This window comes from Oerskovia sp. NPDC060287 (assembly GCF_042726775.1).
Classification (GTDB): Bacteria; Actinomycetota; Actinomycetes; order Actinomycetales; family Cellulomonadaceae; genus Oerskovia; species Oerskovia merdavium.
The window spans coordinates 1-26397 of record NZ_JBHXBO010000029.1 but is presented as its reverse complement, the minus strand read 5'-3'; the positions used below and the strand labels follow the sequence as shown (position 1 = coordinate 26397).

The following is a 26397-nucleotide window of genomic DNA, read 5'->3' as shown; positions in this document are numbered from 1 at the left end:
GCCCGGCCGTCGCCGGTCGGCCGCCCAGGGGTCCTCGTGGATCAGCTCTTCGAGAGTGCTCCGTAGCGGAACTTGAACGACGCGTCGAGCGTGTCCTCGGTCCCGTCGACGCCCGTGCCGACGACCGCGACCTGGGCTCCCTGGAGGTACGGGACGGTCGAGAGGTCGGCGGCGACCTTCTCCTGGATCTCCTCGATGAGGGCCGTGCGGGCTGCCGCGTCGGGCGTGGCTGCCTGCTGGAGGATCAGGTCGTTGACCTCCTGGTCGTCGTAGTGGTTCGCGAGGAAGTTCTCCTGGAGGAAGAACGGCGTGAGGTAGTTGTCGGCGTCCGAGTAGTCCGGGAACCAGCCGAGCTGGTACGCCGGGTAGACGTCGGCCGTGCGGTCCTTGGCGTACTGGACCCACTCGGTGGTCTGCAGGTTGACCGTGAACAGGCCGCTCTTCTCGAGCTGGTCCTTGATGAGCGCGTACTCCTCGCCGGACGACGGGCCGTAGTGGTCGTTGCTGTACTGCAGGTCGAGCACGACGGGGACCGTGACTCCCGCTGCCTCGAGCGCGGCCTTGGCCTTGTCGGCGTCGGCTCCGCCCTGCCCGTCGCCGTAGAGCTCCTTGAGGGGCTCGACCGCGCCGGTCAGGCCCGCGGGGACGTACGAGTACAGCGGCGTGTAGGTGCCCTTGTAGACCTGGGTCGCGATCTCCTCGCGGTCGATCAGGTCGGCGACGGCCTGGCGCACGGCGAGGGCCTTGGCCGGGTCCGCGCCGTCGGCCTTGGCGCCGTAGGGCTGGGAGTCGAAGTTGAACGTGATGTAGCGGATCTCGCCGCCGGGCCCGTCGACGACCTTGACCTTGTCGTTGCCACGGAGGTCGTCGATGTCGGTCGCGGACAGGCTGCGGAAGGCGACGTCGATGTTGCCCTCCTGGATGTCCAGCTTCAGGTTGGAGGCGTCGGTGTAGTACTTGGTGTTGACCTTCGGGGTCTTCGCCTCGCCGAGCACGCCCTGGTAGTCGGGGTTGGCCTCGTAGGAGATGAGGTTGTTGAAGTCGTACTTGGCGATCGAGTACTGCCCGGCGAACGCCTTGCCCGCGACGATGTCGGCGTCCGGGGTCAGCGCGTCGGCCGCGAACACCTCCTCGTCGACGATGGGGCCGGCGGGGCTCGACAGGATCTGCGGGAAGACCTGGTCGTCGGGCGACTTGAGCGTGAAGACGACGGTCGTCTCGTCGGGGGTCGCGACGCTCTCCAGGTTGTAGAGCAGCGAGGCGGGGCCGTTCTCGTCGTTGATCGCGACCTGACGGTCGAACGTGAACTTCACGTCGGAGGACGTGAGGTCGTGGCCGTTGGCGAACTTCAGGCCCGGCTTGAGCTTGACGGTGTACTCGGTGGGTGCGGTGAACTCGGCGGACTCCGCGATGTCGGGCTCGACGTCCGGGCTGCCGTAGGGGGTGTTGAGCAGGAACGGGAAGACCTGGTTCATGACCGCGAACGACCCGTTGTCGTAGGAGCCGGCCGGGTCGAGCGTCGTGACCTTGTCGGTCGTGCCGATCGTCAGCGCGCCTCCTGCGCTCGCGTTGCTGCTGCCGCCGTCCTCGTTCGTCCCGCTGCCGCTGCCGCACGCCGTGAGCGTGAACGTCACGACGGCGATGCCTGCCGTTGCGGCGAGGAGCCGCTTCCTCGAAACGGTCGTCATCCGTCACACCTCTTCTTCGGGGTCATGAGGTGGGTGCGCGGTGGCGCTCCCACGGCCTGGTTCTGCGACCAAGGTCCGTGATGTCTAACACACTGTTGTTTCGGTCAAGCACCCCGGAACGGCTCTGCACGGCGGTTCCGGGCATCTTGTTACCGGGTCGTAACCCCCGGCGCCACATGGTGAGACGGATCACAGCCGTGAAGTTACCGGGGAGTACGTTCCGGTGCGTCACGGCCTTTTCGTGGCGGCGGCGGCCGCTGCGCGGGCACGCCCGCTCCAGGCTGCCAGCGCTGTCACTCGCGGGGCGCGCTCACCGCCAGGACGTCCCCTGCCCGACGCCGGAGCCGGGCTCGGGCGACCCCGTCGCCTCGTCGGGAGCGGGGGTCGGCCCGTGGTCCTCCGCCGGGACGTCGGACGCGCTCCCGGCGCCGGCCCCCTCGACGGCGGGCTCGACCGACGGTCCCGACGGCAGCTCGCCGCCCGACCCGGCCACCCCGCCCGACCCGGCCACGTCCCCGGCCGCCTCACCACCCGCGGTGAGCGCCGCCGTCGGGCCGGATGCCGGTGCGCTCCCCGCAGCGGGCGCCGCCGCGGCCTCCGCGACCACCGGGGCCGTGGCCCCCGCGCCCAGCACCGACCCTCCCGTGACGACCACGCCCGCCGCGACCGCCTGCGCGCGCAGGTCCGCGAGCTCGCGCGCGACCGACCGGACCCCGAAGCCCGAGACCACGTGGATCGACCCCGCGACGAACGCGTACAGCCCGAACACGACGACCGTCAGGCTCAGGACGTCGTCCGCGTCGACGGGGCGCGTCACGAGCAGCAGGCCGAACAGCGTCGAGACGATGCCGAACGTCAGCAGCCACGGCCACCCCAGGTCCCGGTTGCGCACGAGCCCGGCCGCGCCGACGATCGCCGTGATCCCCAGCACCAGGACCCACACGACCAGGACGTAGTACAGCGCGGTCACGCTGAGGTCCGGCCAGAACATGACCGCGGCGCCGAACAGCAGGTTGACGGCCGCCTGCGCGAGCCACCACGTCCACCCGACCTGCTTGCGGTGCGCCAGGCCCTGGACAGCGACGAGGACCGCGTCCGCCACGAGGAAGATCCCGAACACCCAGCGCAGCGTCTCGAGCGCCTCGAGCGGCTGGATCATGAGCAGCAGGCCGAGGACGACCAGGAGCAGCCCGCGCACCACGGGAAGCCACCAGACGTTCTTGAACGCGTTGAGCGGCTCGGGGATCTCGACCGTGTCCTGCCCCTTGCGCCTGCTGCGGACCATGAGCCACCACCGTTCCTCTTGCGCCGCCCACCCCACCCCGCGCCGGGGCGAGCGCCCTCGGCGCGCCTGCCGGGATGGGAGCGCTACCTGCGTTCATCCTGCTGGAGGTTGGTCACACTCGCCCGGCGAAGCGGGCCGGACAACGGGAGCAAGCGGGCAAATCACCCGGGAGAAAGTGGCGTAATACCGCGCCTCTCGGGACCTCCCGCCCTAGACTCGCAAGCATGTCTGCGCGTGCTCACGACCCGGCCGGTCCTCCGGCGACGGCGGAGCCACGCCCCCACGTCCACGAGGTCGGGTCGTTCGAGACGACCGAGCCCGCGACCCCGGACCCGCGCTCGTTCCGCGCGTTCCTGGCGACCCCGCGCGCGGTCGGGGACGGGACGGACCCCACGGTCCAGATCGTCGACACCCCCGAGGCGCGCGTGCGCCACCCGAGCGACCTCGTCGGGATCGTGCTGTGCGCGCTGGGGGTCGCGCTCGTCATGTTCATGTCCGTGTACGCGCACGGCACCACGGCGGGCGTGGCAGAGGACGTCCAGGGGTTCTCCGACCTCCTCGCCCGGATCCTCTTCATCCCGGTCGCGGTCCTCGAGGGGCTCGTGACCCTCGCGATCCCCACCGCGGTCCTCATCGAGCTCGGCATCCGCAAGCTCGGCCGTCAGGTCGTCGAGTCGATCGCCGCGGCCGCGCTCGGCATGCTGCTGGGCATCGCCATGACGTACTCGGTCGTGACCTTCGGGTCCGACGACCTGATCCAGGGGCTGTCGGTCCGCATCCGGGGCGAGTGGCAGCTCAGCATCCCCGGCTACGTCGCGGCGATCAGCGGCCTGCTGACCGCGGCCGGCCCTCGCACCCGACGCCGCACGGTCGCCTGGTCCTGGAACCTCCTGTTCATCGCGCTCGGCGTCGTCCTCATCACGGCCCAGGTCTCGCTGCCCGGCGCGATCATCACGCTCCTGCTCGGCCGGATCGCCGGCAACGCCGTCCGCTGGGTCTCCGGGGTGCGCAGCGAGCGCGCCTACGGCCCGCACCTGGTCGACGGCGTGCGGCGGGCGGGCTACTCGCCCACCGCGCTCGTGCGCGTGCGCGACGTGTCCCAGCCCGCGGAGCTCGCCGAGGCGGCCGAGGACCCCATCACCGAGGTCAACGCCGAAGGCGAGATCACGGGCGAGGTGCACGTCGGCGTCGTGCGCATCGCCGGCTCGGACGAGGAGTCGGCGCTCACCGCGGACGCGCGCATCACCGCCGACCACCTGTCCGGCGCCCTCGGCGAGGGGGTCAGCGAGCCCGCCGAGGCGCCGTCGGACCCTGCGGCCATCGCCCTGACCCGCTCCGGGGACAACCGCGTCTACGCGATGTTCACCGAGGACGGCGTGCGCCGCGACGTCGTGGTGCTCGACGGCGACCGGCAGGTCGTCGGCTTCATCACGCGGTTCTGGCGCTCGCTGCGCCTGCGGGGCATCGAGGGACGCGCCGCGATCTCGCTCAAGGCCGTGGCCGAGCGCACCGCGCTGCTCGCCTACGCCGCCCGCGCCGCGGGCGTCCGCACGCCCCGCCTGCTGGGCGTCGCCGAGGCCGACGACTCGATGATCCTGGTCCAGGAGCACGCCGTCGGCGCGGTCTCGCTGCGCGACCTGCCCGACGACGAGGTCACCGACGCCGTCCTCACCGAGGCCTGGCACCAGATCCAGCTCGCGCACGACGCGGGGCTCTCGCACCGCGCACTGACCTCCGACGTCATGCTCGTCAGCCGGGGCGAGCCGGGCGGCGCCTCGACGCACCCCGCGGGGACGGGCACGGACCCCGCGTCGGCGACCGTCGACCTCCGCCCCGAGGGCGCCGAGGCCGGCCCCGACGACTCCGAGGTCAAGGTCTGGCTCACCGGCTGGGAGCAGGGAGACATCGCGTCGTCCGAGCTGTCGCGCCGCATGGACCTGACGCAGATGGTCGCGCTCCTCGCGCTCCGCGTGGGCGCACAGCGCGCCGTGGCCTCGGCCGTGAGCGTGCTGCCCAACGAGGACATCGCGGCGATCGGGCCGCTCCTCCAGTCGATCGCGCTGCCCGTGAGCACGCGTGAGGAGATGCGCGCCAACAAGGAGCTGTTCAAGGACCTGCGGGCTGCGCTCGTCGAGCGCCTGCCGGAGACCGACGTCGAGCCCCAGCGCATCACCCGCTTCGGGGCCAGGACGATCATCACGCTGACCCTGACGATCGTCGCGGTGACCGTGGTCGTCACGACCATGAACTTCCAGCAGATCACCGAGGCCGTCTCCCAGGCCAACCCCTGGTGGGCCGTCATCTCGTTCGCGCTGGGCATCCTCACCTGGTTCGGCGCGGCCCTGACGTTCGTGGCGTTCTCGCCCGTCAAGCTGCCCATGATCCGGGCGACGCTGACACAGATGGCCGGGTCGTTCGTGGCTCTCGCGGCCCCGGCCGGGATCGGCCCTGCGGCGCTCAACCTGCGCATGCTCACCAAGCGGAACGTCTCGACCCCCATGGCCGTCGCGACCGTGGCCCTGGTCCAGGTGTCGCAGTTCGTCATCACGATCCTGCTGCTGGTCGTCCTGTCGATGACCGCTCGTTCCGGCGGCCTCATCAAGCTGCCCTCGACCACCGTGCTGCTCGCGATCACGGGCGTCGCGCTCGCCGTGATCGCGACGCTGCTCGTCCCGGCCGTCCGCCGCTGGGTGCTCGCGAAGATCCGGCCCACCGTCCAGCAGGTCTGGCCGCGACTGTCCGAGATGCTGAGCCAGCCGGGGCGTCTGGCCCTCGGCTTCGGCGGGAACATCATCATGACGCTCGGCTACGTGCTCGCGTTCGACGCGGCCCTCGCGGCGTTCGGCCAGGAGCTCGCGCTCGTCGACGTGGCCGTGATCTACCTGGTCGGCAACGCGGCCGGCGCCGCGGTCCCGACCCCCGGCGGCCTGGGCACGATCGAGATCGCCCTGACCGCGGGGCTGACCGCCGCCGGCATCCCGCCAGCGATCGCGACGTCCGCGACGATCCTGTTCCGCGTCGCGACCTACTGGGCCCGCATCCCGATCGGCTGGGCCGCGATGCGCTTCCTGCAGCGCAAGGGCGACCTGTAGCGCGGCCTCCCGGCCACCCGACGCCTTACCCCTGCAGCACCACCGCGGACCCCTGCCCCCCGCCGCCGCACAGCGCGGCCGCCCCCACGGCGTCGCCGCCCAGCGCCGCGAGCCGTCGCGCGAGGTGACCGACGATGCGCGCGCCCGACGCCCCGATGGGGTGCCCGAGCGCGATGGCCCCACCGTTGGCGTCGACGATCGCGGGATCGATCCCCAGCAGGTCCACCGACGCGAGGGCCACGACCGCGAACGCCTCGTTGATCTCGACCGCGGACAGCTCGCCGACCTCGAGCCCGGCCCGGGCGCAGGCCGCGACGATCGCGTTCGCGGGCTGTGCGTGCAGCGAGACGTCGGGACCCGCGACGAGCGCATGACCCAGGATGCGGGCGCCCGACAGCCCACGCCGCTCTGCCTCCTCATCGCTCACGAGCACGAGCGCCGCGGCACCGTCGGAGATCTGCGAGGCGTTCCCGGCCGTGATGGTGCCGTCCTCGCGGAAGGCCGGGCGCAGCCGCGCCAGGACCTCGACCGTGGTGTCGGCGCGCACACCGTCGTCGGCCTCGACGAGCCTCCCGGAACGCCCCGGGGTCTGGAACGGCGCGATCTCGCCCCGCAGGAAGTCGGCCGCCGCGGCGGCCCGCGCGTGCGACGACGCCGCGAACGCGTCCTGATCCTCCCGGCTGATCGCGAACCCCTCGCCGTGCCGCTCGGTGCTGAGCCCCATCGAGTCGCGCTCGAACGCGTCGCGCAGCCCGTCGTGGGCGAGCGTGTCGACGAGGGTCACGTCGCCGAACTTCTGGCCCGCGCGCGACCCGACCCACGCGTGCGGCGCGAGGCTCATGGACTCCTGCCCCACGGCCACGACGACCTGGGCCTCGCCCGCGGTGATGAGCCGGTGCGCCTGCACCACGGCCTCCATGCCGGACAAGCACACCGCGTTGAGCGTCATCGCGGGCACCGAGTAGGGCACGCCCGCACCGACGGCGGCCTGCCGCGCGGGGTTCTGACCGGCGCCGCCCTGGAGCACCTGTCCGGCGAGGACGAGCTCGACGTCGTCGGGCACGATCCCCGCGTCCGCGAGCGCCGCGCCCAGCGCGTGCGCCCCGAGCGTCGCGGCGGGCACGGTCGCGAAGGCCCCGTTGAATCGCACGAACGGTGTGCGTGCGTACCCCACGATGACGGTCATGCTTCCTCCTGGTGTCCTGGGCGGGTCCGGGTGCGGGAGGTAGCCCCGGCGGGGGCGTCCGGCACCGCCAGCCCGACGGCGTAGCTCGCCTCGGTCGCGTCGCGCACCTCGTCGAGGGTCATGCCGGGTGCGACGGCACGGAGGACGAGGCCTCGGCGCGGGCCGGTCGCGTCCGCCCCGGCAGCACCGGGGCCGAGGTCGACGACGTCGAAGACCGCGCGGTCCGTGATGATCCGGTCCACGACACCCTGGCCCGTGAGAGGCAGCCCGCACGCGTGCCGGAGCTTGGGCGAACCGTCGCGCGCAACGTGGTCCATGAGGACGACGATGCGCGGCGTGCCCGCGACGAGGTCCATGGCCCCGCCCATGCCCTTGACGAGCTTCCCGGGCACGGTCCAGTTGGCGAGGTCGCCCGTCTCGGAGACCTCGAGCGCGCCGAGGATCGCGATGTCGACGTGCCCGCCCCGGATCATGGCGAACGACGTCGCCGAGTCGAAGTAGCTCGCGCCCGGCAGGGCCGTGACGGTCTGCTTGCCCGCGTTGATCAGGTCGGCGTCCTCCTCGCCGTCGAGCGGGAACGGCCCGATCCCCAGCATCCCGTTCTCACTCTGCAACGTGATCGAGACACCGGGCGGCAGGTGGTTCGCGACGAGCGTGGGGATGCCGATCCCGAGGTTCACGTAGTCGCCGTCGTGCAGCTCGGCCGCGGCGATCGCGGCCATCTGGTCCCGGTGCCAGGGCATCTCAGGCCTCCCGTCCTGCGGCGGGCACCGGGCCGGCGGCGCCGCGAGCCCGCACCGTGCGCTGCTCGATGTCCTTGACCCGCGGCCGCGCGGGCACGAGCCGGTCGACGAAGATCCCGGGCGTGACCACGACGTCGGGGTCGAGGGGCTCGTCGGTCAGGATCTCTGCCTCGACGACCGTGACGCGGCCGGCCGTCGCGACGAGCGGGTTGAAGTTCCGTGCCGTGAACCGGTAGGCGAGGTTGCCGTAGGCGTCGGCCCGGTGCGCGTGCACCAGGGCGAGGTCGGCGACGATGCCGCGCTCGAGGACGTAGCGACGCCCGTCGAACTCCTCGACGGGCTTGCCCTCCGCGACGGGTGTCCCCACGCCCGTCGCGGTGTAGAACGCGGGGATGCCCGCACCACCCGCGCGCAGCCGCTCGGCGAGCGTGCCCTGCGGGACGAACTCGACCTCGAGGTCGCCGTCGAGGTACCGCTGCGCGAACAGCTTGTTCTCCCCCACGTAGGACGAGAGGACCTTGTCGACCTGGTCGCTCTCGAGCAGCAGCCCGAGCCCCTTGCCGTCGACGCCCATGTTGTTGGACACCACCGTCAGGCCCCGCACCCCCGAGTCGCGCACGGCCTCGATGAGGTCGGCCGGGATGCCGCACAGCCCGAACCCGCCGACGGCGATCGTCATCCCGTCGTGCAGCAGGTCGTCGAGCGCGGTGGCCGCGTCGGGGTAGCCCTTGGCACCCTGCGGGTCGCTCCTCGCGTCTCGTCGAGGCCGAGCGTCGTCGCTCGGCGGCCGCGTTCCGTCGGTCGTCATGTCGGCCTGCTTCCTGTGCGGAGAGGGTCCGGGTCCGTGCGCCCGGCCGCGTCGGCCCGCCGCAGCACGGCCTCGGCGTGCCGGAGCGAGGGGCCGTCGATCATCACGCCGTCGTGCACGAACACGCCGTCGTGCCCGCGTGCGGCGGCCAGCAGCGAGCGGGCCGCGGACACGTCGCCGGGGGGCGGCGCGTAGGCCGCCCGGATCACGGGGACGTGCGACGGGTGGATGCACGCGGTCGCGGCGAACCCGACGGCCGCGGCGTCGAGGGCCTCGTCGCGCAGCCCGTCGAGGTCGTCGATCGCGAGGTGCACCGCGTCGATCGCAGCGACGCCCGCGGCCCCCGCGGCGAGCAGCACCCCGGAGCGTGCGGCCCGTGCGACGTCCCGGTAGCTCCCGTCGGCGAACCTGCTCGACGTCCCGCCGAGCGAGGCGACCAGGTCGTCGGCGCCCCACATGAGCGCGACGACCCCCGGGCGCCGGGCCAGCTCGGGCGCGGCCAGCACGCCCGCGGCCGTCTCGCACAGCGCGACCACGCGCAGCCCGCCGAGGTCGAGCGGCAGCCGCTCGTCGGCCTTGGGCACCATGACGGTCCGGTAGGCGGTGCGGGCGAGCGCGGCCAGGTCCGCGAGGTGCTCGGGGGTCCCGACCGCGTTGACCCGCACGATCGTCCGCGACGGGTCGAGGGGCTCGGCGAGCAGCGCCTCGCGGGCAGCGGCCTTGCGGTCGGGTGCGACCGCGTCCTCGAGGTCGAGGATCACGGCGTCGGCGCGGTCGAGGGCCTTGCGGTACCGGTCAGGCCGGTCAGCGGGGCAGAAGAGGAGCGCGGGCCCCAGGTCGAAGGTCGTCACGAGGGACCGTCCTCCTGCCCGACGGCGTCGCCCGCCACCGGGCCCGGCTCGCCCCCGGTGGTGGTGGCCGCCTCGTGCGCGGCGCGCGTCCACACGAGCGCCGACCGCACGGCCCGCGCGACGAGCACGCCGTCCTGGTTGTGGCCGCGGTGCTCGAACGTCACGACGCCCTGCCCGGGCCGCGACGCGGACGGCCGCTTCTCCAGGACCACGGTCGAGGAGTACAGGGTGTCGCCGTGGAACATCGGGTGCGGGAACGCGACCTCGGCGAACCCGAGGTTGGCGACGATCGTGCCCTGCGTGAGCTGCGCGACCGAGGCCCCGACGAGCGTCGAGAGCGTGAGCATCGAGTTCACGAGGCGCTGCCCGAACGGCTGGGTCGCGGCCCACGCGGCGTCGAGGTGGAGCGACTGCGTGTTCATGGTCAGCGTCGTGAACAGGACGTTGTCGGCCTCGGTCAGCGTGCGCCCCGGACGGTGGACGTAGCGGACCTCGGTCTCGAGCTCGTCGTGGTAGAGCCCGCGCTGCTCGATCTCCCGCATCCTGCGCTCCTTCCTGCTGGTCTGATGTGCGTCCCGGGTGCCGAGAACGAGGTTGCGGTCGTTCTGGCCGGCATATCGACCTCGACCTCGTTCTCGACTGCGCGGAACCTCGTTCTCGGCCCGGGCCCGTCGACGGTCGACGGTCGACGGGGTTAACCCGGGGTTAAGCCCTCACCGTCACCCCGGCCACGTCCTCACGCCGAGAGCCCCAGCCCTCGCGCGATGATCATCAGCTGCACCTCGGACGTCCCCTCCCCGATCTCGAGCACCTTGGAGTCCCGGTAGTGGCGGGCCACGGGGTTCTCGTTGAGGAACCCGTAGCCGCCGAAGATCTGCGCGGCGTCGCGCGCGTTGGCCATGGCGGCCTCGCTGCCCACGAGCTTCGCGATCGACGCCTCGACCTTGAACGGCACGTCGTTCGCGAGCCGCGACGCCGCGTCGTAGTAGCAGAGCCGCGCCTGGTGGACGCGGGCCGCCATGCGCGAGAGCGTGAACGCGATGTGCTGGTTCGAGCCGATGTCGCGGCCGAACACGTTGCGCGTCCGCGCGTACCGCAGCGCCTCCTCCAAGCACCCCTGCGCCGCCCCCGTCGCGAGCGCGGCGAACGCGATGCGCCCCTCGTCGAGCGCGTGCAGGAAGTTCGCGTACCCGCGCCCCTGCTCGCCCAGGAGGTTCGCCTCGGGGACCCGGACGTCCTCGAACGTCAGCGGGTGGGTGTCGGACGTGTGCCACCCGACCTTGTCGTACGCCGGCCCGACCGTGAACCCCTTCGTCCCCGAGGGCACGAGGATGCACGACAGCTCCTTCTTCACGGTCCCGTCGGCCCGGGTCTCCTCGCCCGTGACCGCGGTGACCGTGACGACGCTCGTGATGGGCGTCCCGGAGTTGGTGATGAACTGCTTGCTGCCGTCGATGACCCACACCCCGGCGCCGCCGTCCGGCCCGGTCTCGATCCGGGCCGTCGTGCGCGTGGCCCCCGCGTCCGATCCCGCCTCGGCCTCGGTCAGCCCGAACGCCGCGAGCGCCCGGCCCGTGACCAGGTCCGGCAGCCACCGCTCTCGCTGCGCCGCGGTCCCGTGCCGGGCGATCGGCATGATCCCGAGCCCGACGCCTGCCTCGAGCGTGACCGCGATGCTCTGGTCGACGCGCGCGAGCGCCTCGACCGCGAGGCACAGCGACAGGTAGTCCTTGCCCTGGCCCCCGTGCTCGACCGCGAAGGGCAGGCCGAACAGCCCCAGGTCGCCCATCTCGCGGATGATGTCGAGCGGCAGGCGGCGCTCGGTGTCGTACGTGTACGCGGCGGGCGCGACGACGGTGTCCGCGAACTCGCGCACGGTGTCGCTGAGCTTGCGCTGCTCGTCGGTGAGCTCGGTGTTCATGGCGCTCCTGGGGTGTGGGAGGGGACGGCGACGGCCGGGGTACCGGCCGGGGTGTGCGTGGTCGGGGTCGGGCGGGCGGGGGTGGCGGGCTCGCCTGCCGCGACCACCGCGGGGGCGGACCCGTCCGCCGGGGCGGGGGCGACGTCGTCGGGCACCTGGTCGACGCGCGCGACCACCTCGTCGCGGCGCACCAGGTCTCCCGGGCGGACCGTGAGCCGCACGACGCCCGCGTGCGGGGCGGTCAGCGGGTGCTCCATCTTCATGGCCTCGACCGTGACGAGGACCGTGCCCGCGGCGACGGTCTCGCCGTCCGCGACGGCGACCGTCACGACCGTGCCGGGCATGCCCGCGCGGACGTCGGGGCTGGTGGGGCCCTCGGGGCCGCCGGGGCGGGCGACGGCGCGGAGGGCGAGGAGCTCGGCGCGCGTCGGGACGGCGACCTGGACCACTCTGCCCTGGCGCGCGAGCCACACGCTCGCGTCGGCGGGGTCGGTCGCGAGGTGCACGGTCTCGCCCACCCCGTCCACGACGTACCGCCACGCGTGCGCGCTGCCGGCGACGGGGGTCAGCGCGGAGTGCCGGGCAGGCCCCGGCCCTGAGCCCCCGTCGACGTGCACGACGGCGTCGCCCACCTCTCCCGTCACGGTCGCCTCCCGCGGGGTGCGCGTCGGGGTCGTCGTGCCGGGGGCCGCGCCGGGAGTCGTGGGGCCGGGCGCCGTGTCGACCAGCGTGACCGTGCGCGGGTGCGGCGCGGCGTTGAGGCGCCAGCCGTCGTCGGCTCCCCACGGTCCGGCCGCGTGCGACGCTGCGCCCTGCGAGCCCGGCGCACCCTGGCGGGGAGCCCCCACCGCGAGCGCGAACAGCGCGACCGCCACGAGGTCGTCCTCGGTCGCCGTCCCCGAGGGCACTCCCCCGCCCGCCACGAACCGCTCGATCAGCCCGGTGTCGAGATCGCCGGACCGGACCTCCGGGTCGCCGAGGAGCGCCCGCAGGAAGCCGATGTTGGTGTCGACACCCAGGACGAGCGTCGCGGCGAGCAGCCGGTCGAGCCGGTCGAGCGCCTGGGCGCGGTCGGCGCCGTGCGCGACGGCCTTCGCGAGCAGCGGGTCGTACTCCCCCCCGACGTGCAGCCCCACGGTGAGGCCGCTGTCGAGACGCCACCCCTCGCCACCCGGCTCGGCGAGCGCGAGGACGTCTCCCGTCGCGGGCAGGAACCCGCGGGCCGGGGACTCGGCGTAGACCCGCGCCTCGATCGCGTGGCCGCGCAGGACCACGTCCTCCTGCGCGAACCCCAGCGGCTCCCCCGCCGCGGCGCGGAGCTGGGCCTCGACGAGGTCCAGGCCCGTGACCATCTCGGTCACGGGGTGCTCGACCTGCAGGCGCGTGTTCATCTCGATGAAGAAGAACGTGGCCGGGTCGTCGGCGGGCACGAGGAACTCGACCGTCCCCGCGCCCTCGTAGCCGACGCTGCGCGCGACCTCGCACGCGGCCTCCCCGATCCGATCACGCGTCGCGGCGTCGAGCAGCGGCGACGGTGCCTCCTCGACGACCTTCTGGTGGCGGCGCTGGAGCGAGCACTCGCGCTCCCCCAGGTGCACGACGGCGCCGCGCGAGTCCGCGAGGACCTGCACCTCGATGTGGCGCGGCCGGGCGACCAGGCGCTCGACGAGCAGCGTGCCGTCGCCGAACGACCGGGTCGCGACGCGCCGGGCGCTCGCGAGCGCGGCCGGGAGGTCCTCGGCCGAGGTCACGACCTGCATGCCCTTGCCACCGCCACCCGCGGAGGGCTTGACCAGGAGCGGGAAGCCGACGTCGCGTGCGGCCAGGACGAGGGCCTCGTCGTCGAGCGCCGCGCCGGTCGCGGGGTCACGGCCCGTGCTGCCCGGTACGACCGGGACCCCGCGCGCAGCGACGATCTCCTTGGCCGTGATCTTGTCGGCCATGGCCTCGAGCGCCGCGACTCCCGGCCCGACGAACACGATGCCCGCCTCCGCGCAGGCCCGTGCGAGCTCGGGGTTCTCCGACAGGAAGCCGTAGCCGGGGTGGATCGCGTCGGCGCCCGTCGCGCGGGCCGCGTCGATGATCGCGGGCACGCTCAGGTACGACTCGGTCGCGGCGGCCGGGCCGATCCGCACCGCGACGTCGGCGAGGGACACGTGGCGCGCGCCGGCGTCGGCGTCGCTGTGGACCGCGACCGAGCGGATGCCGAGGTGCCGCAGCGTGGCGATGATGCGGCACGCGATCTCGCCACGATTCGCGACGAGGACCGTGCCGAAGGGCCGCGTCGCGGACGTGTCGGTGGTGCGCTGCGGGAGCATGGCCCTCACATCCTGAAGAGCCCGAACCGCGGGCCCTCGGTCGGAGCCAGCGGCGTGCGGGCGCACACGTCGAGCGCGAGCCCGAGCACGCGGCGCGTGTCGGCGGGGTCGATGACGCCGTCGTCCCAGAGCCGGGCCGTCGCGTAGTACGGGTCGCCCTGCTCCTCGTAGCGCGAGCGGATGTCCTCGCGGAAGGCGGCCTCGTCGTCGGGCGCCCACTGCTCGCCGCGCGCCGCGAGCTGATCGGCCTTGACCGTCGCGAGCACCGACGCGGCCTGCGGGCCGCCCATGACCGAGATGCGGCTCGCGGGCCACGACCACAGGAAGCGCGGCGAGTAGGCGCGCCCGCACATCGAGTAGTTGCCCGCCCCGAACGACCCGCCGACCACGACGGTCAGCTTGGGCACGCGCGTCGTCGCGACGGCCGTGACCATCTTGGCGCCGTCCTTGGCGATGCCCCCGGCCTCGGCGTCGGTGCCGACCATGAACCCCGAGATGTTCTGCAGGAACACGAGCGGGATGCCGCGCTGGTCGCACAGCTCGACGAAGTGCGCGCCCTTGAGCGCCGACGGGCTGAACAGGACGCCGTTGTTCGCGACGATCCCCACGGGGTGCCCGTGCAGGTGCGCGAACCCCGTGACCAGGGTGTCGCCGTACTCGCGCTTGAACTCGTGGAAGACGCTGCCGTCGACGAGCCGCGCGACGATCTCGCGCGCGTCGTAGGACGCCTGGACGTCGACCGGGACCGCGCCGTACAGGCCCTCGCCGGGCCCGCCGGGCTCGTCCTGCCCGACGGCGGGCGGTGCGCTCTCCTGCACGGCCCACGCGGGCGCGGGGTCGGGCGGGAGCGTCGAGACGATGCGGCGCACGATCGCGAGCGCGTGCTCGTCGTCCTCCGCGAGGTGGTCCGTGACCCCCGAGCGCCGAGCGTGCATCTCGCCGCCGCCCAGCTCCTCGGCCGTGACGACCTCGCCGATCGCGGCCTTCACGAGCGGCGGACCACCCAGGAAGATCGTGCCCTGGTTGCGGACGATCACCGTCTCGTCGCTCATCGCGGGCACGTACGCGCCGCCCGCGGTGCACGAGCCCAGGACCGCCGCGATCTGCGGGATGCCCGCGGCCGAGAGCCGGGCCTGGTGGTAGAAGATCCGGCCGAAGTGGTCGCGGTCGGGGAAGACCTCGGCCTGGAGCGGCAGGAACGCGCCGCCCGAGTCGACCAGGTAGATGCAGGGCAGCCGGTTCTCGAGCGCGATCTCCTGGGCCCGCAGGTGCTTCTTGACCGTGAGCGGGTGATACGTGCCCCCCTTGACGGTCGCGTCGTTGCACACGACCAGCACCTGGCGGCCCTCGACCAGGCCGATCCCCGCGATCACGCCCGCGCCGGGCCACTCGCCGCCGAACAGCCCCTCGGCCGCGAGCGGCGCGATCTCCAGGAACGGGCTGCCCGCGTCGAGCAGGTGCTCGACGCGCTCGCGCGGCAGCAGCTTGCCCCGCGCGACGTGCCGGGCACGGGACTGCTCGGGGCCGCCGAGCGCGGCACGGGCCGTGCGCTCGCGCAGCCCGGCGACGAGGGCGCGCTGGTCCGCGTCGTTGGTCCGGGCGCTCGCGGAGGCCGGGTCGACGGTCGTCCCCAGGACGTCGCCCACGCCCGGCGGGCGCGTGGTCGGCAGGGTCGCGGTCACGAGGCCGCCCCCGTCCTGGGCGCGCCCGGGTCGCCCGGGTCGCCCGGGTCGCCCGGGTCGCCCGCGAGCAGCAGCGCGAGCGCCGGGTCGGCGAGCAGCGCGCCGAGCTCGGCGAGGAAGCGGGCGCCCTGCTCGCCGTCGACCACGCGGTGGTCGAACGACAGGCTCAGCGTCAGGACGTCGCGCAGCGCGACCTGCCCCTCGTGCTCCCACGGGCGGCGGCGCACGGCCCCGACGCCCAGGATCGCGGCCTCGCCCGGGACCAGGATCGGTGTCCCGGCGTCGACGCCGAACACCCCGACGTTGGTGATCGTGAGGGTCCCGCCCGTCAGCCGCTCGGGCGCGGTGCGTCCGCTGCGGGCCGTCGCGGTGAGCTCCGCGAGCGCCTCGGCGAGGCCCGTGAGCCCGAGCGTGTGCGCGTCGGGCACGTGCGGCACGACGAGCCCTCGCTCGGTCGCGACCGCTATCCCCAGGTGCACGCGCGGGCTGTGGACGATCTCGGCGCTCCCGTCCGGCAGGTCCTCCCACCGGCTCGCGAGCGACGGGTGCCGGGGCAGCACCACGCACAGCGCCCGTGCCACGAGCGCCAGGACCGTGATGCGCGTCCCGCGGGCGAGGGGGTGGGTCCGGAGGCGGTCGAGGAGCTCGGTGCTGGGCGTGACGTCGACCGTGAGGAACACGGTCGCCTGGGGAGCGGTGAAGGCGCTCGCGACCATCGCTGCGGCGGTGTGCTTGCGCACGCCGCGCACGGGGGTGCGGGTCTCGCTCTCGCGTCGCGCGTCCCGGCCCGACGACGTCGCCCCCGCCCCGTGGTCGGGCGCGGCAGGCGCGCGGTCCGCGTCGGGCGGGGGGAAGCTGCCGGCGCGGCGGGCTGCCGCGCGGGCCAGCCCGGACTGACCGAGGATGTCGCGCAACGAGGTCGGCGCGAAGCGCCCCGTCGTGCGGAGGTCCGACTCGTCGTCGTGGCCGTCGACCCCGGTGGCGTCCTGCCCCGTCGTCGCGCGGTCGGTCGCCTGCGGCCGCCGGTCCGCCCTCTGTTCGGTTCCGGCCCCCGGGCTGTCGCCGGCCGCCGTCTGTGCACAGCTCACGGCCGCGAGGACGTCCTCGCGGGTCACGAGACCGCGGGCGCCGGTCCCGATAACCCGTTCGAGATGGACCCCGAGGAGCTTGGCGAGCCTGCGCACGGGCGGGGTGGAGCGCGGTCGCTCGGTCGGGACGGGCGTGGCGTCGTCCGGGACGGTGCCCGCACCCGCACCCGCACCCGCACCCGCACCCGCACCCGTGATGATGCCGGTGCCGACGCCTGCGTCAGTCCCGGTGCCGGTACCGGGACGCGGCCCGTGCTCCGGCTCGCTCGTCGAGATCGGGCTCGTGGGGGTTCCGACAGTGCTCCCGACCCCCGTTTGCCCGATCTCGATCGCGGCGCGAGCGGGAGCGCGCCGGGCACGTCGCGCGGGGCGGCCCGACCGCTCCGGCCGCGCCCCGTAGCCGACGAGGTTCGGCTGGGGCGCCTCGTCGGCGAGCTCCCCGTCGCCGTCGGCCGAACTGTCCGCGGACGCCCCGCCGTCGGGCACCTGGCCCGTCACGCCACCGCCACGCGCACGCCTCGCGGACGCACCGCCGTCGGGCACCCGACCCGCCGACCCACCTGACGAGGGCGTGCCTCCGGGCGCCTCACCCTCGTCCGGGACCTCGAACGTGACGAGGGGTTCGCCGACGTTGACCGTCTGCCCCGGCTCGGCGTGCAACGCCGTGACGACGCCTGCGTAGGGCGACGGGAGGTCGACGAGCGCCTTGGCGGTCTCGACCTCCGCGATGACCTGGTTGAGCTCGACCCGGTCGCCCGCGGCGACGTGCCAGCTCACGAGGTCGGACTCGGTGAGGCCCTCGCCGAGGTCGGGGAGCCGGAACTCGCGCGTGCTCATCACCGTGCCGCCCCCTCGAACGCCGGGCTGCCGGACTCGTCGTACGCCCCGCGCCCCAGGACGCGGTCCACGCCGTCGAGCAGGCGGTCGAGGTCGGGGACCTGGTGCTGCTCGAGCTTGGCGGGCGGGTAGGGGACGTCGTGCCCCGTGACCCGGAAGGGCGCGGCCTCGAGGTGCTCGAAGCAGCGCTCGGTCGCCGCCGCGGCGACCTCGGCGCCCAGGCCCGCCTGGTGCGGGGCCTCGTGCGCGACGACGAGCCGGCCCGTCTTGCGGACCGACGCCGCCACGGTCGCGTGGTCGATGGGCGAGAGCGAGCGCAGGTCCACGACCTCGATCGACACGCCCTCGTCGGCGGCCGCGACCGCCGCGTCGCGGGCCGTCGTCACGAGCGACCCGAACGTCACGAGCGTGACGTCGGTGCCCGGCACCACGACGCGCGCTGCGTCCATGGGCGGTGCCGAGCGGAGGTCGGCCGCCTCGTTGACCTCGCCCTTGAGGTGGTAGCGACGCTTGGGCTCGAAGAACACGACCGGGTCGTCGCACGCGATGGCCTGCTGGAGCACGGTGTACGCGTCCTGCGGGTCCGAGACGGTCACGACGCGCAGTCCCGCGGTGTGCGCGAAGTACGCCTCGGGCGACTCCGAGTGGTGCTCGGCGGCACCGAGCCCCCCGCCCACGGGAATGCGGATCGTGATCGGCAGGCGCACCGCCCCGCCCGTGCGGGCGTGCATCTTGGCGAGCTGGGACACGATCTGGTCGAACGCGACGTACACGAACCCGTCGAACTGGATCTCGCACACGGGCCGGTAGCCGCGGTACGCGAGGCCCACGGCCGTGCCCAGGATGCCCGACTCGGCGAGCGGGGTGTCGAGCACGCGGCGCGGTCCGAACTCCTTCTGCAGCCCGTCGGTCACGCGGTACACGCCACCGAGCCGGCCCACGTCCTCACCCATGACGACGACCTTGTCGTCGTTCGCGAGCGACCTGCGAAGCCCCGCGTTGAGGGCCTTGGCGAGCGTCAGGGTGGTCATCGGGCGCCTCCGGTCGGTGCGTCGGTGGAGCCGGTTCCGGTGCCGGGGGTGCTGGTGCCGGGCTCGGCGGGGGCGTCGGTCCCGGGCTCGGCGACCTCGCCGGCGGCGCCCACGCCGGGCGCCTCGTCGCCGTCGGCGAACCCCTCCAGGTACTGCGCGTACGCGGCGCGCTCTGCCGCGAGCGCCGCGTGCGGCTCGGCGTAGACGTGGTCGAAGATCGTGAGCGCGGGCGGGTCCTCGAGCGCGATGCACCCGGCGCGCAGCTCGGCCGCGGCCTGGTCGGCGACGCCCTGGACGCGGGCCTCCTCGGCCTCGGTGAGCAGGCCGAGCCCGGTGAGGTAGGTGCGGTACCGCGCGATCGGGTCGCGGCCGGCCCAGGTCTCGAGCTCGGCGGGGTCGCGGTAGCGCGTGGGGTCGTCGGCCGTGGTGTGCGGGCCCATGCGGTAGGTCACGGCCTCGATGAACGTGGGGCCGCCGCCCGTGCGGGCGCGGTCGAGGGCTTCGCGCGTCACGGCGAGGACCGCGAGGACGTCGTTGCCGTCGACGCGCACGCCCGGGAGGCCGAACCCCGCGGCGCGGTCGACGAGCGGCACGGTCGACTGGAGCGTCACGGGCTCCGAGATCGCCCACTGGTTGTTCTGGCACAGGAAGACCACGGGGGCTGCGTAGGTCGCGGCGAAGACGAACGCCTCGTTGACGTCACCTTGGCTCATGGCGCCGTCGCCCAGGTAGGCGACCGCGACGGAGTCGGCGCCGTCGTTCTGGACGCCCATGGCGTAGCCCGTCGCGTGCAGGGTCTGGGCGCCGATGATGACCTGCGGCGTGGCCATGTTGACCGCGTACGGGTCCCAGCCCGACGCCGTCACGCCGCGCCACACCCGCACGAGGTCGACGAGCGCGACGCCCCGCGTGTACGCCACGGCGTGCTCGCGGTAGCTCGAGAACACGAAGTCGTCGGTGCGCAGCGCCCTGCCGGACCCGATCTGCGCGGCCTCCTGGCCCAGCAGCGGGGGCCACAGCGCGAGCTCGCCCTGCCGTTGGAGGGCCGTGGCCTCGGCGTCGATCCGACGCACCACGACCATGTCCTCGTAGAGGCGCAGCGCGAGCGCGGGGTCCGCGTCGAGGCCTTCGAGCCACCGGTCCTGCTCCGCCGATCCGTGGCGTTCCCCGGTCTCGTCGAGCACCTGGACGACGTCCTGAGTCGTCCGGGTCTCGGCGCGGCTGTCCACCGTGCTGGGCGTCATCGCGTCACCTCGCGTCTGCTCCCGTGCTCGTCGTCGAGCACCCCGGTCCTCCCCGTCGAGCACCGGATACCGCGAACGTAACCCCACCCCGCACATGGCTCCAGTCATCACGAGAAGGCTGGTCAGTGTGCTGCGCGTCACAGGGATAGGCTGAACAATGTGCGCAGCTACGATGCCGTCGACCTCGATCTCCTCGTCGCGCTCGCGAAGGACCCGCGCGGCACCATCGTGGCGCTGGCCGAGCGCCTGCGGCTCTCCCGGAACACGGTGCACGCGCGCATGGCCCACCTCGAGGAGGCCGGGGCCTTCCTGGACTTCGACCGGCGCATCAGCCCGGAGTTCCTGGGGCACCCGCTGACGGCGTTCATCGAGGTCGAGGTCAAGCAGAAGGAGCTGAGCCGCATCGTGGCGACGCTCGCCGAGATTCCCGAGGTGCTCCAGGCGCACGGACGCTCGGGCACGTCGGACCTGCGGGTCCTGGTCGCGTGCCGCACCACGGACCACCTGTTCCGCATCGACGCCGCGATCCTCGCGATCGACGGTGTCGAGCGCACCGAGACCTCGCTGTCGATGGGCGAGCTCATCCCCTACCGCGTGCGGCCGCTGATCGAGCGGGCGCGCAAGACCCTCTGACGGGGAGCTCGCCGGGCCGACGACGGACGGCCGGGTCCCGCGCACCAGCGGCCGAGTGGCCGGGTGGCCTGGCTCGTCGGCAGTCGGACGGGCGCGCGTGAGCGCGAGCGTGGTCGTGGTCGCGCCGTGGCGAGGCGGCCTCAGCCGGGTTGTGACGCTGCTCGCCGAGCAGGATGCTCGCCCGGTCGGCGGGGAGTGGATGGCGGCCGAGGGAGGCCTTGACGAGCAGCTTCGGCTGGTCGGGAACGGCGTTCGCTGAGCGGGAGCCACTCCCGCTCAGCCGAACACCCCCGACACAAGCCCCTGAGCCGAGCGGGACCAGGGCTGCGGAGGGGCAGCGCCGAGGGGGGCCGCAGACCTTGACGAGCAGCTTTGGCTGGTCGGGAACGGCGCTCGCTGAGCAGGAGCCACTCCCGCTCAGCCGAACACCCCCGACACAAGCCTCGGCCCAGCGTGGGCAGCTCAGCGGGAAGCGCCCCGCCGGAAGCAGCGCTCCCCCACCGGCGGCCCAGCCCCCGCCCCTACCGCAGGTCCCGCAGGTACGCCGCAGCGCCGTCGAACGCGGCCATGCGCCGCTCGTAGTAGACCGCGAGGATCAGCAGCAGCCCGCCCGCGGCGGTCAGCGTGAGCATCCACGGCCCGGCCGAGATGGCTGTCCCGAGCTGGCTCACGAACACCACGAGGATCTCGACCGGGAGCACCACGACCCCCAGGACGAACGGGGCCGCGAGGTGGAAGCGCGTCCCGACCAGCACGGCGGCGAGCGCGAGCCCGACCACGAGCACGGCCCGCCAGGTCCGGGCGTCGGTGTACGTCGCGAGGACCGAGGGACCCAGTGTCGCGGCGATCCCGACCGCGAGCGTGCGCCACGAACCGACGAACCCGACCGGCCAGTCCGCGAGCCGCGCCACCGGCACGAGCCCGGTCGCGGGCCCGGCACCAGCACCGGCCGACGTGCCCGACGACGCCACGAACGCCAGGTACCCGGCAACCAGCAGACCCGCCCCCAGGGGCAGCGAGAAGACCTCGACTCGCAGCTCGCGCGGGGACCACGCGCCGACGGCGGTGACGAGCGCGAGCCCCCACACGAACCACGCCGGGGGCCAGCGCAGGTCCTCTGGCGCCGTCGCGTGCAGCGCCTGACGCACGGTGTGCACGACGAGCACCAGGAGCACGACCTCGAGCGACCAGGTCAGGACGATCGCGGTCCAGCTCTCGCCGACCGCGGCCACGGGCCCGACGACGGCGAGCACCATCGCAGGCGCGGCCCACCACCGCCGCGCCGAGGGGGCGAGCGCGAGGTGGGCGACGTCGTCGGGCCCGGTGCCCGTCGCCCCTGGCCCCGTGGACGCCGCCGACACCGTCCGGTACCCCGCGAGCGCCGCGAGCCCAGCCCCCGCCGCAGACCACGCGAGCGCCCCGAGATAGGTCGCCGTCGGGTCGCCGCCGCCCGAGGCCGCGACGAACCGCAGGGCGGCAGCCAGGCCCCCGACCGACGCGAGCACCGCGGCGAGCGACAGGTACGTCGCGGCGTCGCGCGCCCACGACGCGCTGACGCGGGCGCCACGGGCCGCGAGCCGCCGCGCGACCTCACCACCGATGACGAGCACGAGCCCCAGGCCGAGGAGCGCAGGGTTGCGCCACGGGCCGGCGTCGGGCAGGAGGATCGAGACGAGGAGCGACGGCACCACGAGCAGCGCCAGGCCCCCCGCGACCAGGCGTCGCCCGCCCGGTCCGCGACGCGCGAGGAGCCCCCCGACGACGACCGCCGCGAGCGCGGGCGGCGCGGTGTACGCCTCGACCAGGCCGACCCCGAGCAGGCTCAGCAACGACCACAGCGCCCCGACCCACAGCGCGGCCGCGAGCCACCAGACCCAGCGGCGGTCGGGCCGACCCGCGACGACCGCGGCACCGGTCCCCAGGACCAGGAGCACGATCATCGCGGTCTCGGGCCCTGCCGAGACGCGCACCAGGGAGAGCAGGACCGCGACCGCGGCCGTGACGAGCGTGCTGACCTCGACCACGCGGCCGACCGCCCCGGTGTGCGCGTCCGGGAGCCCGCGCGCACCGAGGGACGCGACGGCCTGCGGGACGGCCACGGCCGCGGCGGCCGTGAGGATCGCGACGAGCGGGAGCACGACGGGCGACCCGCTGCCCGGGACGAGCTCCGCACCCAGGCACACGAGAACGACCGAGGCCGTCGGGAGCAGGAGCCCGGCCGCCGCGACCCGCACCGCTCGCGTCATCCCGGGGCGTCGCGTCAGGACCAGGACGGCCTCGAGCGCGAGCATGGTCGCGGCAGCAGCGGCCGACCAGTAGCTGCGCTCCTCGAGGACCGTGGCCACGCCCAGGAGGAACGGCACCGACGTCGTGACCAGGACCGCCCACCACGAGGGACGGTCGACGACCCGCAGGCGGGTCACGACGATCGCCACGACCGAGGCCGTGACCGACACGACCGCGAGCGCCTCGACCCCGGTGAGCCCCACCCAGCCGAGGGTCATGCCCAGGACCAGGAGCGCGTACCCGTAGCCGAGACCCACGAGGTACGGGCGGACCCCCGCGGGCACGACCCGGCGCGCGAGCAGCAGGAGCCCCAGCACGACGGCGCCGCCCAGGACCGCGGTCGGGCGCGCCGACCAGGACACGACGGCCGCCATGCCCGTCAGGGCGAACACGCCCGTGAGCACCGGGGCGGACCACGGGGCCCGGCGCGCCGCTGCCCACCGGTCGGCGAGCACGACGAGCGCCAGGGCCAGGGCGGCGAGCAGCCCGGACGACGTGACCGCGGCCCACGCCGGGTGCAGCGCGGTCCCTGCGAGCAGGAAGAGCACGACCCACGGCAGGCCTGCGCGGGCGCCCGAGCCGAGCCACGTCCCGAGGCGGAGGACGCTCACGCCGAGGAGGGCCAGGGCGAGGGCCCCGACCCCGACGAGCGCGGCCGTCGTCGTGGCGTCGTCGAACATCCCGCCGTGCGCGAGCGGGGCGTCGGTGAACGACCACTGCGGACCTGTGGCACGGGCCGACGTGAGCGCGAGCAGGACCCGTGAGGCCAGGTACCCGACGGCCGGGAGGGTCGCCGCGACGAAGACCGCGAGCGCTCCCGTCACGAGTGCCTCGCGCGTCTGCGCGGTGGCCCGCGCGGCCGTCGCGGCCGCGACCAGGGCAGCCCCGGCGACGAGCCCGGCGACCGGGGCCAGGCCGATCGACCATGTCGCGTGCCCGACGCCGAGGAGCACCGCCGCGAGGACCGCCACCGCGCCCGTGACCCACCACCAGAGCCGCTGCCCCGTGCACCGGGCCAGGATCGCGGCCGTCGCCGCACCGCCGACCATGAGCAGGGCCGCGCCGCTCCACCCCGGGAGCCACGAGACCGGCGGGACGGCGAGGCCGACGAGGAGAGCGGTCGGGTACACGAGGTAGCGCGCAACCTGGAGCACGGTCGTCTCGGCGACGAGACGGGAGCCGAGCCTGGCCCCCGAGACGCGCGCGACCGGCAGCTCGAGGAGCGTCACGAGGCAGGCCGCGAGCATGCCGACGGCGAACGCCCCGGACTGCGTCCCGAGGTCCCCGGTCGCACCGCCGGCCACGGCTCCCGCGAGGACCACGGGAACCACCGGCGCGAGGACCAGCCCGGCCGCGCTCCAGGTCCGCATGCGCACCCGGTGCCCGCCCACCAGCAGACCCGCCGAGACCACGAGCAGCAGCAGCCCGCGCGCGAGCGCCGGGTCGGTACCGCCGAGCAGCCCCGCGCTCAGGAAGAGCTCGACGTCGACGAGCAGCAGGACGACGCCGAGCGCGCCGATCGACTCGGCCGAGGCGCCCATGCCCCGCAGGCGCAGGAACGCGGCCGCGCCGAGCGCGAGGAGCGTGACGACTCCCGTGACGAGCGCACGGACCGCGAGGTCGTCCGCGAGCGTGAAGAAGACGAACACGATGGTCGCGACCGCGAGCAGCCCCGCCCCCGCGCTCGCGAGGATGGGTTGCAGGCCGACGCTCGACCGGGCCGGGGCAGCGGGAGCGGCGGTGTACAGCGGTCGGCCAGCGGCGCCCGCCACGGGCACCGGGGGCTGGCGGCGGGCCGGGGGCTGGGGACGGGCCGCTCCCGGGAGGTCGGTCCCGCCCGGCGTGCTGCTCGGCGGGGAGGCCGTGCCCGTCGTACCGGTGGGGCTCGCCGCGGAGAGAGCCGGCCCCTCCGGACCGGTGACGGCCCCCTGGGCGCGGAGCCGCTCGTCCGCGGACCGCAGGGCGCGCAGACCGGCGGCTCGCCGGTCGAGCGCGGCGGCCGCGTCGCGCGACGCGCGCAGCACCTCGACCGCCCACGGCCCCGACAGGACGAGGCCGCACGCCTCGCAGCGGGTCGACGTGAGGACGGTCCCGCACCCGGGGCACGCGTGCTGGTCGCGCAGCCGCTTCGTCGCGACCTCGACCCACTGTTCGCTCATGCGCACATCATGGCGAACTCCCAGGTCAGGCATCGGCCCGTCCCGTGGGGTGTCGGTGTCGATCAGGTGAAGGGGGCGCTCCGCACCAGGTCGTCGTCGGTGTCCGGGTCGACCGTGCCCGTGCCCGCCGCCGGGGGCCGCGACGCAGCGGGCTCGGACGACAGGCCGTCGTCGCTCGTGCGGCCGGTCCCGCCCGCAGGACCTGAGACGTCCGCTGCGGTCGGCGTGCCTGTCGGCACCGTCACGGCCGCGATCGCGGTCGTGAGCGGGATCGCGAGCACGAGCCCGATCGACCCGACGAGCGTCCGGACGACCTCCTCGGCGATCTCCCCCGAGGTCAGGCTCACGCCGAGCGCCTGGTCGGACAGCCAGACGGCCATGAGCAGCGGCAGGGCCGCCCCCACGTACGCGAACGCGATGGTGTAGACGGTCGAGGCGATGTGGTCGCGGCCGATCCGCATGGCCCGGGTGAAGAGCTCGCGCCGCGACGCGCCGGGGGCGAGCGCGCGCAGCTCCCACACGGTCGAGGCCTGGGTGATCGTGACGTCGTTGAGCACACCCATCCCGGCGAGGACGATCCCGCAGATCGCGATCCCCTGGAGGTCGATCGCCGGGGCGTACGACGGGAGCCAGAGCGCCTCCTCGGACGTGAGCCCCGTGATGTGCGAGGTCCGGGCGCCCCACGAGGCCAGGACCGCGGTCAGCACGAGCCCGACGAGCGTGCCGACCATCGCGGTCGACGTCCGGGCCGTGAACCCGTGGGCCACGTAGAGCACCACGAACATCACGGCCGACGACGTCACGAGGGCCACGTACAGGGAGTTCTGGCCCGAGAGCAGCGCCGGCAGCGTGAACTGGGCGATGACCACGAGGGCCACGGCGAGGCCCGCGAGCGCTGCGAGCCCACGCAGCCTGGCGACCGCGAGCACGAGGACCGCATAGGCGATCGCGAGCAGCGCGATCGGGATGCCGCGCTCGAAGTCCAGGAACACGTAGGGGGTGTCCTCGTCCCCCGCAGCCTGCGCGAGATGGAGGAGCCGCAACCGGTCACCGACCTCGAAGCCGTGGTAGATGTACTCGGGCGGCGCGACGACCTCGGTCTCGGTCCCGTCCTCGAGGCGCACCGGGACCAGCCCGGTCTCGACCTCCCCCTCCCCGATCACCTCGCCGGACAGGACGAAGGCCCCCTGGGCGGTCATCGGGATCTGGTCCGGGACGTCTGCCCCACGAGGCCAGAGCGCCACGAGCCCGACGATCGTCAGCACGAGCGCCGGGACGAGGATCGCCGCGAGCACGATCCGTACCTGGCGGGTCGCGGGAGGTGTCGGGCCGTCGCCGTGCCCGTGGGCGTGCGCGTGCTCGTGCCCCCCGCGGTCGGGACCGCTCGGTGCTCGCCGTGCTCGCCTCGTCGGGTGCTGGACGCTCATGGTGCCCTTCGGTCGGATGTCGGGCGCTCACCCGGACCCGCCCACCCTAGAGAATGAGAACAGTTCTCGCTAGCGCTCCACGCCGGGCCCGGCGCACCCAGGGCACGACACAGGCCCG

18 protein-coding genes are annotated in these 26397 nt (G+C 74.3%); 3 read left to right on the top strand and 15 right to left on the bottom strand.

Going from position 1 to position 26397, the window contains the following annotated elements; genetic code table 11:
- Positions 1-41: 41 nt before the first annotated feature.
- Positions 42-1688 (bottom strand): ABC transporter substrate-binding protein, encoded by a 1647-nt coding sequence (locus ACFWFR_RS04540; RefSeq protein ID WP_191805366.1) that lies wholly within the window; start codon positions 1686-1688, stop codon positions 42-44.
- Between the two features lie 310 nt (positions 1689-1998).
- The gene (locus ACFWFR_RS04535; RefSeq protein WP_377621475.1) at positions 1999-2973 is read right to left on the bottom strand and encodes an HdeD family acid-resistance protein; all 975 of its coding nucleotides are present in this window, start codon (positions 2971-2973) and stop codon (positions 1999-2001) included.
- A gap of 224 nt (positions 2974-3197) precedes the next feature.
- On the opposite strand from ACFWFR_RS04535, the gene ACFWFR_RS04530 reads away from it, so the two are divergent.
- Positions 3198-6065, top strand: coding sequence for a flippase-like domain-containing protein (locus ACFWFR_RS04530; RefSeq protein WP_377615346.1), 2868 nt, complete (start codon positions 3198-3200; stop codon positions 6063-6065).
- A gap of 25 nt (positions 6066-6090) precedes the next feature.
- On the opposite strand, the gene ACFWFR_RS04525 is transcribed toward ACFWFR_RS04530, so the two are convergent.
- The 11 genes from ACFWFR_RS04525 to pdhA all read right to left on the bottom strand — a co-directional run bounded on the left by ACFWFR_RS04525 (position 6091) and on the right by pdhA (position 19774).
- Positions 6091-7251 (bottom strand): acetyl-CoA C-acyltransferase, encoded by a 1161-nt coding sequence (locus ACFWFR_RS04525; RefSeq protein WP_377621473.1) that lies wholly within the window; start codon positions 7249-7251, stop codon positions 6091-6093.
- A complete protein-coding gene (locus ACFWFR_RS04520; RefSeq protein WP_377621471.1) occupies positions 7248-7994 on the bottom strand; it encodes a 3-oxoacid CoA-transferase subunit B in 747 nt (248 codons plus the stop codon). The genes ACFWFR_RS04525 and ACFWFR_RS04520 overlap by 4 nt, the downstream gene beginning before the upstream one ends.
- 1 nt (position 7995) lies before the next feature.
- On the bottom strand, positions 7996-8673 hold the full coding sequence (locus tag ACFWFR_RS04515; protein ID WP_377621479.1) for a CoA transferase subunit A: 678 nt from the start codon (positions 8671-8673) through the stop codon (positions 7996-7998).
- Positions 8674-8798: 125 nt separating this feature from the next.
- A complete protein-coding gene (locus ACFWFR_RS04510) occupies positions 8799-9653 on the bottom strand; it encodes an HpcH/HpaI aldolase/citrate lyase family protein (RefSeq protein ID WP_377621470.1) in 855 nt (284 codons plus the stop codon).
- Positions 9650-10195, bottom strand: a complete 546-nt coding sequence (locus tag ACFWFR_RS04505) for a MaoC family dehydratase (protein WP_377621468.1) — start codon at positions 10193-10195, stop codon at positions 9650-9652. Before ACFWFR_RS04505 ends, ACFWFR_RS04510 begins: the two co-directional genes overlap by 4 nt.
- Before the next feature lie 194 nt (positions 10196-10389).
- Positions 10390-11574 (bottom strand): acyl-CoA dehydrogenase family protein, encoded by a 1185-nt coding sequence (locus ACFWFR_RS04500; protein ID WP_377615351.1) that lies wholly within the window; start codon positions 11572-11574, stop codon positions 10390-10392.
- Positions 11571-13892, bottom strand: a complete 2322-nt coding sequence (locus tag ACFWFR_RS04495) for a biotin carboxylase N-terminal domain-containing protein (protein ID WP_377621466.1) — start codon at positions 13890-13892, stop codon at positions 11571-11573. Before ACFWFR_RS04495 ends, ACFWFR_RS04500 begins: the two co-directional genes overlap by 4 nt.
- 5 nt (positions 13893-13897) lie before the next feature.
- Positions 13898-15526 (bottom strand): carboxyl transferase domain-containing protein, encoded by a 1629-nt coding sequence (locus tag ACFWFR_RS04490; RefSeq protein ID WP_377621477.1) that lies wholly within the window; start codon positions 15524-15526, stop codon positions 13898-13900.
- A gap of 44 nt (positions 15527-15570) precedes the next feature.
- Complete coding sequence (locus ACFWFR_RS04485; RefSeq protein ID WP_377621464.1) at positions 15571-17499, bottom strand: dihydrolipoamide acetyltransferase family protein; 1929 nt, start codon at positions 17497-17499, stop codon at positions 15571-15573.
- Positions 17499-18530 (bottom strand): alpha-ketoacid dehydrogenase subunit beta, encoded by a 1032-nt coding sequence (locus ACFWFR_RS04480; RefSeq protein ID WP_191805376.1) that lies wholly within the window; start codon positions 18528-18530, stop codon positions 17499-17501. The genes ACFWFR_RS04485 and ACFWFR_RS04480 overlap by 1 nt, the downstream gene beginning before the upstream one ends.
- Positions 18527-19774 carry a pyruvate dehydrogenase (acetyl-transferring) E1 component subunit alpha gene (pdhA, locus tag ACFWFR_RS04475; protein ID WP_377621462.1) on the bottom strand — a complete coding sequence of 416 codons (1248 nt, stop codon included), beginning with the start codon at positions 19772-19774 and terminating at the stop codon, positions 18527-18529. The genes ACFWFR_RS04480 and pdhA overlap by 4 nt, the downstream gene beginning before the upstream one ends.
- Before the next feature lie 159 nt (positions 19775-19933).
- On the opposite strand from pdhA, the gene ACFWFR_RS04470 reads away from it, so the two are divergent.
- The gene (locus ACFWFR_RS04470) at positions 19934-20407 is read left to right on the top strand and encodes an Lrp/AsnC family transcriptional regulator (RefSeq protein ID WP_191790132.1); all 474 of its coding nucleotides are present in this window, start codon (positions 19934-19936) and stop codon (positions 20405-20407) included.
- Positions 20408-20504: 97 nt separating this feature from the next.
- Positions 20505-20666, top strand: coding sequence for a hypothetical protein (locus tag ACFWFR_RS04465; RefSeq protein WP_377621460.1), 162 nt, complete (start codon positions 20505-20507; stop codon positions 20664-20666).
- 262 nt (positions 20667-20928) lie between these two features.
- Here ACFWFR_RS04465 and ACFWFR_RS04460 read toward each other — a convergent pair whose 3' ends face one another.
- Both ACFWFR_RS04460 and ACFWFR_RS04455 read right to left on the bottom strand, forming a co-directional pair.
- Positions 20929-24852, bottom strand: coding sequence for an SCO7613 C-terminal domain-containing membrane protein (locus ACFWFR_RS04460; protein WP_377621459.1), 3924 nt, complete (start codon positions 24850-24852; stop codon positions 20929-20931).
- Between the two features lie 62 nt (positions 24853-24914).
- Entirely contained in the window at positions 24915-26279 is a 1365-nt protein-coding gene (locus tag ACFWFR_RS04455) for a YibE/F family protein (protein WP_377621457.1), read from the bottom strand.
- Positions 26280-26397: the final 118 nt, after the last annotated feature.

Coding starts and splice junctions, on each gene's coding strand:
- ACFWFR_RS04530 (WP_377615346.1), top strand. CDS start 3,198: ATGTCTGCGCGTGCTCACGACCCGGCCGGTCCTCCGGCGACGGCGGAG.
- ACFWFR_RS04485 (WP_377621464.1), bottom strand. CDS start 17,499: ATGAGCACGCGCGAGTTCCGGCTCCCCGACCTCGGCGAGGGCCTCACC.
- ACFWFR_RS04515 (WP_377621479.1), bottom strand. CDS start 8,673: ATGACGATCGCCGTCGGCGGGTTCGGGCTGTGCGGCATCCCGGCCGAC.
- ACFWFR_RS04520 (WP_377621471.1), bottom strand. CDS start 7,994: ATGCCCTGGCACCGGGACCAGATGGCCGCGATCGCCGCGGCCGAGCTG.
- ACFWFR_RS04525 (WP_377621473.1), bottom strand. CDS start 7,251: ATGACCGTCATCGTGGGGTACGCACGCACACCGTTCGTGCGATTCAAC.
- ACFWFR_RS04480 (WP_191805376.1), bottom strand. CDS start 18,530: ATGACCACCCTGACGCTCGCCAAGGCCCTCAACGCGGGGCTTCGCAGG.
- ACFWFR_RS04500 (WP_377615351.1), bottom strand. CDS start 11,574: ATGAACACCGAGCTCACCGACGAGCAGCGCAAGCTCAGCGACACCGTG.
- ACFWFR_RS04540 (WP_191805366.1), bottom strand. CDS start 1,688: ATGACGACCGTTTCGAGGAAGCGGCTCCTCGCCGCAACGGCAGGCATC.
- pdhA (WP_377621462.1), bottom strand. CDS start 19,774: ATGACGCCCAGCACGGTGGACAGCCGCGCCGAGACCCGGACGACTCAG.
- ACFWFR_RS04460 (WP_377621459.1), bottom strand. CDS start 24,852: ATGAGCGAACAGTGGGTCGAGGTCGCGACGAAGCGGCTGCGCGACCAG.
- ACFWFR_RS04495 (WP_377621466.1), bottom strand. CDS start 13,892: ATGCTCCCGCAGCGCACCACCGACACGTCCGCGACGCGGCCCTTCGGC.
- ACFWFR_RS04455 (WP_377621457.1), bottom strand. CDS start 26,279: ATGAGCGTCCAGCACCCGACGAGGCGAGCACGGCGAGCACCGAGCGGT.
- ACFWFR_RS04505 (WP_377621468.1), bottom strand. CDS start 10,195: ATGCGGGAGATCGAGCAGCGCGGGCTCTACCACGACGAGCTCGAGACC.
- ACFWFR_RS04535 (WP_377621475.1), bottom strand. CDS start 2,973: ATGGTCCGCAGCAGGCGCAAGGGGCAGGACACGGTCGAGATCCCCGAG.